Raw genomic sequence first — 9,912 nt, 5'->3', positions numbered from 1 at the left:
ATCTTGGCGTCGCCGAAGACGCTGGCCCATTCGCTGAAGCTCAGGTTGGTGGTGATGATGACGCTGGTGTGTTCGTAGAGCTTGCTCAGCAGGTGGAAGAGCAGTGCGCCGCCTGATGCACTGAACGGCAGGTAGCCAAGCTCGTCGAGAATGACGAGATCGGAATGTGTCAGACGGTTGGCGATCTGGCCTGGACGGCCCTGAGCNGCCGCCTGATGCACTGAACGGCAGGTAGCCAAGCTCGTCGAGAATGACGAGATCGGAATGTGTCAGACGGTTGGCGATCTGGCCTGGACGGCCCTGAGCCTTCTCTTGCTCCAGAGCGTTGACCAGCTCCACGGTCGAGAAGAACCGGACCCGCTTATGGTGGTGCTCGATGGCCTGGACACCGATCGCCGTGGCAATGTGCGTCTTGCCTGTGCCGGGACCGCCGACCAGGACGATGTTGTTGGCATCGTCGAGGAAGTCGCAGCGATGAAGCTGCTGCACGAGGGCCTCGTTGATCTCGCTGCTGGCAAAGTCGAAGCCATTCAGATCACGATAGGCCGGGAAGCGTGCGGTTTTGAGCTGATAGGCTGTCGATCGGACCTCTCGTTCCGCGGTCTCCGCTTTCAGAAGCTGGGACAGAATAGGAATGGCAGCCTCGAACGCCGGCGATCCCTGCTCGGTCAAATCGCCGACAGCATGGGCCATCCCGTGCATCTTTAACTGTCGCAGCATGATGACGATAGCGCCGCTTGCCGGGTTATGACGCATGGCGAACCTCCGTCTTTCTCAAGGTATCGTACCGTTCGACATTGGCCTTGGGCTCATTGGTGAGCGTCAGTGCCTGAGGTGCGTCGAGGGTTGGCGGCGTGAAGGTTTTGCCGTCCACGAGGCGATGCAGCAGGTTCAGCACATGCATCTTGGTCGGAACACCGGACTTCAGCGCCATGTCGACGGCAGACAGCACTGCCTGCTCGTCGTGTTGAAGGACGAGGGCCAGGATATCGACCATCTCGCGGTCGCCGCCGGGCTTCTTGAGCAGATATTGCTGCAACGCCCGGAAGGCTTCGGGAAGCTCGACGAATGGTGCACCGTTGCGCAGAGCGCCCGGCTTGCGCTGCACGACCGCCAGGTAATGCCGCCAGTCATAGATGGTCTGACCCGGCCGATCATGGGAGCGATCGATGACGCGGCGGTGCTCACAGACGATCTGACCTTCCGCGGCGATGACGACACGATCCGGATAGACCCGAAGGCTCACGGGACGATTGGCAAAGGATGCAGGCACGCTGTAGCGGTTGCGCTCCAGATGCACGAGGCAGGTGGGCGTGACCCGCTTCGTATATTCGACGAACCCATCGAACGGCCTGGAAACGGGCATGAGAGCTGGTGCTTCCTCGGCCCAGATATCGGCAATCGTGCCGCGCATCTGACCGTGTGGTGTCTTTGCCCAAAACTCCTTGCAACGTTGCTCAAGCCAGTCGTTCAGTGCTTCCAGCGATAGAAAGCGCGGAACGGGTTGAAAGAACCGGTGACGCGCATCCTGCACATTCTTCTCGACCTGTCCCTTCTCCCAGCCGGACGCCGGATTGCAGAACTCGGGCTCGAACACGTAATGGCTGGCCATTGCCATGAAGCGGACGTTGACGTCGCGCTCCTTGCCACGGCCGACCTTGTCGATTGCAGTCTTCATGTTGTCATAGATGCCGCGGCCAGGAATGCCGCCGAAGACGCGGAACGCGTGATTATGGGCATCGAACAGCATCTCATGCGTCTGCAGGAGATAGGCTCGGACGATGAAAGCCCTGGAGTAGCTCAGCTTCGTATGCGCCACCTGCAGCTTGGTGCGCTCATTGCCGATGATCGCCCAGTCCTCCGACCAGTCGAACTGGAAGGCTTCGCCGGGTTCGAACGCAAGTGGAACGAAGGTGCCACGGCCGGTCGTTTGCAATTCCCGCTGTCGATCGTCGCGCCATTCCCGAGCAAATGCCGCCACGCGATTGTAGGACCCCTCGTAGCCGAGGCTCACCAAGTCAGCATGCAACTGCTTCATCGTCCGCTTCTGCTTGCGGCCCTTCTTGGATTCCGTCTTCAGCCAGGCCGATAACCGATCTGCAAACGGATCNCCCCTCGTAGCCGAGGCTCACCAAGTCAGCATGCAACTGCTTCATCGTCCGCTTCTGCTTGCGGCCCTTCTTGGATTCCGTCTTCAGCCAGGCCGATAACCGATCTGCAAACGGATCAAGTTTGCTCGGCCTCTCCGGAACCTGGAACTTCGGCTCTACGCCGTCAGCGCGCAGATATTTGCGGAYGGTRTTCCGGGATAAGCCGGTCCTGCGGCAAATCTCCCGGATTGATAGACGCTCTCGAAAATGCCAGCGCCGGATCACGCTCAGTAACGCCATGTCGATCACTCCAGAGCCCCCGCTGAAAACATGCAGGGGACGGTTGAAACATGGGTCAATTCTCAATGGAAATATAACGCTCGATCACTCCAGAGCCCCCGCTGAAAACATGCAGGGGACGGTTGAAACATGGGTCAATTCTCAATGGAAATATAACGCTGCGCCGGGTCAGCTCTCAGTGGAAATCAACAGACAACGGTCTGGTTTGCCACCGTTACCTGTAAATCGTCATCTGATCGGGCTTTTTGATATGACTTGCCGACGCCAGCGGGAGAAGTCTTCAATGAGACCGCTCTGGCTGAAACGTCCTCTTCGGACAGTTTCTCTGCATACTGTTCTGATAGGGCGGTAAGCTGAGTGCCGATAACGAAGCGCTCGGAGTGCTCGTCGCTCGCCTCAATCATCTTTTCGGTAACGTAGGACTTGCCAGAGCCCATGGGTCCATCGACGTAATAGAAGGGTGTAAGGTCTTTCATAGTTGGTGTGAAATCTCATGAAGGTTGAAACAAATAAAGCTCGGAAACCGTCGACTGGCATGGTCGGTTTCCGAGCTTCAAATATGCTTCATGAGGTCTATACTAAGACGTTAATCGACGTAATTGGATTAGCTCGAAGAACTGAATCCAACGCCAGTCGATTTCCTTCTTCGCTTATATTAAGGGATTCTGATTTTTGGGGAGATGGCTTGATACGACATCAGGCAGCGTCGATCAACTGAAAAATTGAAATTCTCTTAAAAAATTTTAATTGGCTGCTGTTGTGCGTAGTGATGCCTCCGCAGAGCGTCGGCTGTTCGCTTCGCTCTCATCGCTTGGGTTTGGCATCTGTTCGGATGCAGGGGTGATGGTTGGTGTGGGGCTTCTTGGTAGAAAACAATAGAAAATATGTAACGTTCTCTATAGAAGTAGATTTATATAGGAATCGTGACATTTTTCATTGTACTTAGACAGAAGCCCCACACCGGTCATCGTCAAGTCGGTCCATCTAAGCTTGCGAGCCTGTCGGATGATATTACGATATCCCATTACCAAAATCATGGAGCCGTGAGCGCAGCGAACGCGCCTTCGGCGCTTCTGTCGATCATAGCCATCATCAGCCAGTCACCCGATAACCCGAATTCTGTGAAATCATAAAAAATTGGCGAGCCACCATAACAAATTTCTTTGATTTTTCTGCGGGGGGTGGGGGTGGCAGCTACCCCACCTGTTTGAGTGACCGCTAATTTGCCGCCGATCAGCCGTCCGCAGCCATCTGCTTATATGCCTTTGAGCCGAGATAGCGATAGACGCTTGCCCTGCCGATGTTCATTTCCTTGGCGATTTCGGTAGCACCTTTGCCAGCAGCAGCAAGAGCCTTGACCTTGGCACCGTCGATGCTGACCTTACGCCCGGTATAGACATCACCTTTCACCTTGGCAGCGGCGATACCCTCAAGCTGGCGCTCTTTCCTGATCGCCGTCTCGAATTCAGCGAATACACCAAGCATCTGAAGGAAGGCACGACCAGCCGGTGACGCTGTATCGATAGGCTGCTCAGTCGCCTTCAGAGAGACGCCCTTACCCGTTAGAGCCTCGACTATCCGCGCAAGGTCACCGATGCTTCTGGCAAGCCTGTCTATGCGTGTGACGAGGATCGTATCGCCTTCATGTGCGAACTCCATAAGGGTTGCGAGTTCGGTTCGTCCTGCTGTCGTGGTGCCGGTCTTCTTCTCGCTCCGGATGATGGTTGCTCCAGCAGCACGAAGAGCGGCTTCTTGAAGATCAAGGTTCTGATCTGTCGTTGATACGCGGGCATATCCGTAGATGGTCATGAGTATCTGTCTCGTTAGGGTCTAGACCCTGATCGTATAGCGTCTCGGAATAAGAGAATCAACCCTAATAAGACGTAATATGTGTCTCACGACGATGTTTGGCTAAGGTCTACCCGAATGAGACGCATCACGGGCACGAGACAGGGCAGGAGAGGGCGACCGACAGCCGTCTGTATCATGAGAAATGTCTAATAGACATAATAGGACAGCGATACTGACCTATCTGCTGAGTCACTGTTGATTAGTCATACTAATGGGCGATTTGGCGGGAATTCTGGCGGCGGTCGCGCCGGGCGGGCGAAACGTCATCCCGGCAAGATTACTTCAAAAGATATGTGAGAAAATCCCATTTCCGGGCGAGTTCGTCTGCGATTATATCTAACAGGCGTTGCAGACCTGCTTCCTTCCCATGCTGCGCGACGAATACGCGATAGGCGTCGTTTGTCATGCTAAAGCCCACGGTTGAGATCTCACCATTTTCGATCGTATACACACGCCGGTTGTTATAGTTCGCCTGTCCCTTAACTTCATCCCCGCGCCTGATGACGACAAGTTTGAGCTCACGACCTCGTTCAGTGATATCTCGAATTGCGAGTTCTTCCATTATTGCTTCCAAAAGTCGGTCAGGTGACGTTCGACGGTTATCCTGCACCGTGCGCTTTACCAACACAACTCGATAAGGCATCCTCTCTCAAACTGGAGGTTGTCACATGAATGAAACCGTCGCTCGTCTCGCTTGGTCATCGACCCGTTGTCGCTGCGCCACAACAGGGATGATTATCGGCATCGTCTTTGCAATGTTGCTCCCGGGCTTTGGGATTGCATCAGGCGGAAAAGGTACGTCCGGTTTTGGCGTAGCCCTTATCGTGTTCGCTCTAATCGGCTGGCTGGTCGGACGATCTATCGGCGTTGAGTTCGAAGATCGTAAGAAGCGCGGCTAACTGCATTAGTTCCCGGCTTCGCTGGCGAGATAGACACTCATGGCAATCGATCCAGAAGTTGAACGTTATATTAGAGACCTCTATGAGGGGCTTAACAACGTCTGGGCGAGCATCGAGCATCATAGCTCTGCGGCAGAGCATCGCGAGCGGCAGCATCGCTTTGAGGAAGAAGCCAAGCGCATAAGGCAGCAAACTGATGAATACCGTAATGAAATCGCCCGCCACCTTCAGAAGCTAAGCGAAGAGACCAGCAAGTATGTGAATGTGGTCTCTGTTATCGCTTATGCCGGATACTTCACGACTTGGTCATTTACGAAAGAATTGCTCGGCAAGCACGATACCGCCTTGGTTGGTCTAATGGGCATTGTATCGGTGTCGCTGTTCGTTTTGTGGGAGATGTATCAGACGTTTTTGCGAATAAGCGTTCAGTCGGAACTTGGTCGCTTTATGCAGGGAGGTGTATCCGTTGAGCATTTCGAAGAACTCGGCAAAGAGCTAAGATTGAACGAAGCGCGAAGAATTGCGATCCTTGCTCCTCTCCATAAGCTTGTCTTTCTTTCCAGCTTCGTTGGCGCCATCGCAGGTGCGTCAGTCATGATATATCGGTTGGTTGACTCCCTATACCTCTATTAGGTATATTATCTAGAATCTATAAACCATTTAAATGCGTTTTTAGATGCAGCCGGATGCATGATTGTACGTCTTTGCGCATTTAGCGAAAAACGCGTCCCTGAACAGCCTGCAAAATAAGGGTTTGCGAGACGTAAACTAAAACTAATCACGCATCCTCCGTCGTATTCCACATCGCATTTCCGCCCTTCGCATCGACTCTCCAGACGCATGAGATCAAAACATCTGTTCTCTTTTCGTTCTCATATGGAGAGTCTGCCATGACCGCGACCGCCGCACTTAAGACGACTGACCAGCCGGTAACTGCCGACGTTCTCGCTCGACACATCATCCAAGAGCACGACGGCGATTCATTCGAGGCGATCAAGACGCTCGTGCTCGAATTGGATTTTGCTCGCGATCAGTTGCACATCGCATCGCGTCTGTTGAGCACGGGTATTGGCAGAGGTTGGAAGCCGTCGTTTGAGCGCGTACCGGATACCGCTCCGGAGGCTTGATGTGCCATGAAACACCGCAAGGGTATCGATCTTCGGCAAGAGATGGCGGCGCCATTCAAGCCAGCACGAGCAAGAGACGCCGCATATGACCTTTGGCGTCTCATCGGCGATCTGCCTCAATACGAAATCCTTGGCGGCACATGTCCGAATTGTTTGCACGTCGGCTGGCTGGATATGACTGCGGTCAAACAGCAAGCAGGGGATTCTATGAGCCTCAATGAGTTTCAGACGAAGCTCAAATGCCAGTGCGGCAATCGTGAGGGTAATCGTCTGATGATCGGCACCTTGTCGCGATGACCGCCGCTGAAGCCATCCTTGAGCTTCTACCGTGGATAGGCGCGATGTCTAACACTCCGGTATCGCTTTTGGAGATAGGTCCGCCGCTGGTCGGGCAGGGGTTTACTCAAGAGGACATCCTTGACGCACTGATGAACATTGATGGGCGGACGATAGAGCTTTTGCCGCACAATATGGTCCGTCTGGTCAATCGGTGATCAATGTGCTGTAGATTGCAGGCTATAAGGGTTGTCGATCAGTGCGGGTAATTAGGGGTTGGTGTGACCGGGAAAAGCAATAAGGGCGGAGTGGACGTCTCCAACGAAGGGGAGCAACGGGAAGATGATCGGAAGCCTTGCGGTGTTATCATGCCTATCGCTGATATGCCCGGGTATGAACCTGCTCATTGGGGAAGGGTTCTTGTGATGCTGTCGGAAGCGATCCAGAGTGCTGGCTATAACGCAAGGCTGGTAAGCGACAGCGACGAAATTCAGGTCATTCATACCAACATCGTGCAGAACATTCACGATGATGAAATCGTGGTATGTGACGTAAGCGGCAAAAACGCCAACGTGATGTTTGAGTTAGGCCTTCGTCTGGCGTTCGATAAACCGGTTATCATCGTCAAAGACAACGCGACCGATTACTCCTTCGACACGTCTCCGATCAAACATATTGGTTATCGGAAAGACCTTCGCTTTGACGACGTGATAGCTTTCAAGGCGAAAGTGGCAGCCGCAATTACCAGCACAGTAAAAACGTCCAAAGCCGATCCCGAATATTCACCGTTTTTGCGTAACTTCAAGCACATTACCGCAAAGAAACTTGGCAACGAAGAGTTGACGCAGGCAGAGTTTCTGAATCGAAAAATAGATCGAATTGAGCGCGCAATTGAAAACATTGTTGACCGTAACGTTGAAAGAAACAGTTTTCTAAAATACTCATTGAAAGGCGTAAATGTTGACAAACAATTGCACTCAGCTCTACTCAGAGACGCCGTTGCAAAGCGAAGTGAGATTTTTATTTACATTTCTGCGCTTATAAACGGATATCTCATGAGTAATCAAGCGGACTCGACAAATATGCTTGAAACTGCCGCAGGAAGGCGGATTCTGTCACAAAAGATCTTCGACGCCGTCGTTGAGAAGCATGGGTTTTTAGAGCAATCCGACTTTGAAACGATGTTTACTCGTGCTTGGGATTTTGCGCTCGGCGCTAAGAACGACGAAGCATGATCTGCGAGATGTGCATCTCTTGCAGATAATACGCTCTCTATTCGTTTACCTCAGTTTGCGCTTTTAAAAATCGAGCAATGCGATTTCGTCTTGGATGCGTTTCCGGTTTCGGGCGTGGGTCATCGCGGCTGCATTGTATCCGTGCTTCTTGAGCGCTTTGATCAGCTTTCCATATGCTTTAAAGAACGCTTCACGGGTCGTCTTGTCGTTCAGAAGGTTGTCGAGGGTGTATTTCGTTTCCATTTTTGAGTTTCTTCGAATGCGGCTTTGTCAGTCTTGTAGGCATAGTAGCTTCTCCTTTCAGGAGTAATTCATAATATATGAAGCCGTGTGTTGAGGATCGGGGTGAATTAGTAGGCGTAGTCAGGAAGTGCCTTCTTGAGCACTTCAAGCTTGATGTGGAGCGGATACGCTTTGCCGTAGTAAGCGGTCATTCCGCCAGCATGCCCAAGCATACCGTCCGACATCGTATCCTTGATCGTCTCCTGAAGGTTCATCAGGTACGCAAGGCGGTGACGGTAGCTGTAGGATGTCTTCCCGGGTGCGACCTTCTCGATGTGCTTGTTTACGGCAGCACCAAAGGCGTCAGAGCCGTTGTTGCGGCTATAACGGGGGAAACCCTTCGGAAAGCGCTTCAGCGCCTCCAGCGCCACGCCTACGAGCGGGATATCCCGTTCAGAGGGCGTATTCTTTAGCTCCCGGTTACAATTTGCGCGAATTCGAATATACGGAATTGGTGCGTCGAGATGGATATCGTCTTCGTGAAGACCGGTAATTTCCTTCGGTCGTGCGCCCGTGTTTTCGAGAACAGCAACGATGGCACGAATTTCTTCGTTCGCGTCCGCGTCGATTAGCTCCTGTCGGATCAACGGCACCTGAGCTTCTTCGATGGTTTCGCGCTTCACCTCATCGCGTTTCCCCTTGATCGGCTTCAGACCCTCAAAGGGCGATTCCTTGAAGCCGTTGAGGTCGAAGGCGTGGCGAACGATCACCCGCAACCACATGATGGTCTTGCGAATGGTGTCCGTCTTGAGTTCACCCGCGCTGACGAGTTTCAAAAGCTCTGTCCGGTAGTTGAAGACCGTGGTCTTATCGAGCTTGAGCACGTCGAGGTCAGCACCCATCCGCTTTTCCCAATCGGTGACAGCCGCACGGTACTTGTTGAACTTCTTCTGCCGTTCACGATGAGCGAGGTTCATGAACAGGTCGAGCGAGTCGAGTTCGAATCGTTCAAGTGCTTGGCGCATCGTCAGGGCAGGGGGTTCAATAACCCCGCCGATCCGGGCGACCTGAAGCTTTGTGAGTTTTTTCGTCTCGGAAATCTCGTGAAGACCGCTGGACAGAAGATCGATGCTCATTTCAACGGGAGCGCCGCACGGCACTTCCATGTAGCTGTATGTGGTCTCTATCGCTTCGGCATCCTGCATCACGTCAGCAATCGTCACCTCTTCGACGTCATCGCCCGCAAAGATTTCTTGCTTGATTTGATCGACCACGCGTCCAAGCAACAAGATCGCCTTGTCATACTCTCGCGTCTTCAAGCTACGTTGGATTTCGCGTCTACCGCCGAAGGAAGACCGCATAGATTTTGGGACGGCAAGGCGCACATAGTACCAGCCGTTGTTCATGTTCAGGTATTTCACAGAAGCCTTTCGCATTCGTTGTTTCCTTATCGTCAAGAAAACACGGTTCGTTCGCACACTTATTGAGAGCGAGCGCCAATCTGTCCAAATTTTCAATTTTACACCGCATTAACGTGCGCCAGTGCTTTGGCTTTACGCTCGGTGTGATGACGTAAATATACGAACGCGAAACAACGTCAAGACTTTTTTTCAAAAAGTCCGCATGCCTAAAGTTGAAATGATTTCGAATTACTTGGGGAGACTTAAAGTAGTCTTGGTCGGATGTGCGTATCTACTCGACACGCCACGACGCGCTCCGAAAATGTAGAAGCAGAATGTAGAAAAGCCGCCCTGTGAGGCGGCTTCGAGACGGTAACATGCTGATTTTGCGGTATTATTAGCCAATTCTCAAGAAGAAAATGGCTCCCCGGGCCGGATTCGAACCGGCGACCTGTCGATTAACAGTCGAATGCTCTACCGCTGAGCTACCAGGGAACATCTGCGCTGCAGAA

At 52.7% G+C, this 9,912-nt stretch carries 11 protein-coding genes, 1 tRNA gene and 3 pseudogenes; 5 read left to right on the top strand and 10 right to left on the bottom strand.

What is annotated here, in order from left to right; translation table 11 throughout:
• The 7 genes and pseudogenes from ASG39_RS24395 to ASG39_RS04725 form a co-directional block, all read right to left on the bottom strand.
• A pseudogene (locus ASG39_RS24395) lies at positions 1-206 on the bottom strand (ATP-binding protein); the annotation flags it as partial.
• 1 nt (position 207) lies between these two features.
• A partial coding sequence (locus ASG39_RS04750; protein ID WP_244481114.1) for an ATP-binding protein occupies positions 208-756 on the bottom strand: 549 nt, incomplete at its 3' end.
• Positions 746-2,110, bottom strand: a pseudogene (gene istA / locus ASG39_RS04745) (IS21 family transposase); the annotation flags it as partial. The pseudogene istA and the gene ASG39_RS04750, both read right to left, overlap by 11 nt.
• Position 2,111: 1 nt before the next feature.
• Positions 2,112-2,390 (bottom strand): annotated as a pseudogene (locus ASG39_RS24285) (IS21 family transposase); the annotation flags it as partial.
• 185 nt (positions 2,391-2,575) lie between these two features.
• Positions 2,576-2,866, bottom strand: a complete 291-nt coding sequence (locus ASG39_RS04735; protein ID WP_062593237.1) for a hypothetical protein — start codon at positions 2,864-2,866, stop codon at positions 2,576-2,578.
• Between the two features lie 757 nt (positions 2,867-3,623).
• Entirely contained in the window at positions 3,624-4,199 is a 576-nt protein-coding gene (locus ASG39_RS04730; protein WP_062593235.1) for a recombinase family protein, read from the bottom strand.
• A 319-nt stretch (positions 4,200-4,518) separates the two neighbouring features.
• On the bottom strand, positions 4,519-4,803 hold the full coding sequence (locus ASG39_RS04725; RefSeq protein WP_062593233.1) for a hypothetical protein: 285 nt from the start codon (positions 4,801-4,803) through the stop codon (positions 4,519-4,521).
• Between the two features lie 106 nt (positions 4,804-4,909).
• Between ASG39_RS04725 and ASG39_RS23660 the strand changes: the two genes are divergently transcribed.
• From ASG39_RS23660 to ASG39_RS04700, 5 genes are all read left to right on the top strand, one after another.
• The gene (locus ASG39_RS23660) at positions 4,910-5,140 is read left to right on the top strand and encodes a hypothetical protein (protein WP_156468007.1); all 231 of its coding nucleotides are present in this window, start codon (positions 4,910-4,912) and stop codon (positions 5,138-5,140) included.
• 39 nt (positions 5,141-5,179) lie between these two features.
• Positions 5,180-5,773, top strand: coding sequence for a hypothetical protein (locus tag ASG39_RS04720; protein WP_062593231.1), 594 nt, complete (start codon positions 5,180-5,182; stop codon positions 5,771-5,773).
• 257 nt (positions 5,774-6,030) lie between these two features.
• Positions 6,031-6,267, top strand: a complete 237-nt coding sequence (locus tag ASG39_RS04715; protein ID WP_062593229.1) for a hypothetical protein — start codon at positions 6,031-6,033, stop codon at positions 6,265-6,267.
• Between the two features lie 6 nt (positions 6,268-6,273).
• The gene (locus tag ASG39_RS04710; RefSeq protein WP_062593227.1) at positions 6,274-6,564 is read left to right on the top strand and encodes a hypothetical protein; all 291 of its coding nucleotides are present in this window, start codon (positions 6,274-6,276) and stop codon (positions 6,562-6,564) included.
• Between the two features lie 260 nt (positions 6,565-6,824).
• The gene (locus tag ASG39_RS04700) at positions 6,825-7,778 is read left to right on the top strand and encodes a hypothetical protein (protein ID WP_156468006.1); all 954 of its coding nucleotides are present in this window, start codon (positions 6,825-6,827) and stop codon (positions 7,776-7,778) included.
• 63 nt (positions 7,779-7,841) lie between these two features.
• On the opposite strand, the gene ASG39_RS04695 is transcribed toward ASG39_RS04700, so the two are convergent.
• The 3 genes from ASG39_RS04695 to ASG39_RS04685 form a co-directional block, all read right to left on the bottom strand.
• Complete coding sequence (locus ASG39_RS04695) at positions 7,842-8,021, bottom strand: hypothetical protein (protein ID WP_062593220.1); 180 nt, start codon at positions 8,019-8,021, stop codon at positions 7,842-7,844.
• Positions 8,022-8,128: 107 nt separating this feature from the next.
• The gene (locus tag ASG39_RS04690) at positions 8,129-9,436 is read right to left on the bottom strand and encodes a DUF6538 domain-containing protein (RefSeq protein WP_062593219.1); all 1,308 of its coding nucleotides are present in this window, start codon (positions 9,434-9,436) and stop codon (positions 8,129-8,131) included.
• Between the two features lie 384 nt (positions 9,437-9,820).
• Positions 9,821-9,895, bottom strand: a tRNA-Asn gene (locus ASG39_RS04685).
• Positions 9,896-9,912 lie beyond the last annotated feature (17 nt).

Origin of the sequence: Rhizobium sp. Leaf371 (assembly GCF_001424045.1) — a bacterium.
GTDB lineage: Bacteria > Pseudomonadota > Alphaproteobacteria > Rhizobiales > Rhizobiaceae > Ferranicluibacter.
This window is presented reverse-complemented; position numbering and strand designations above follow the sequence as displayed.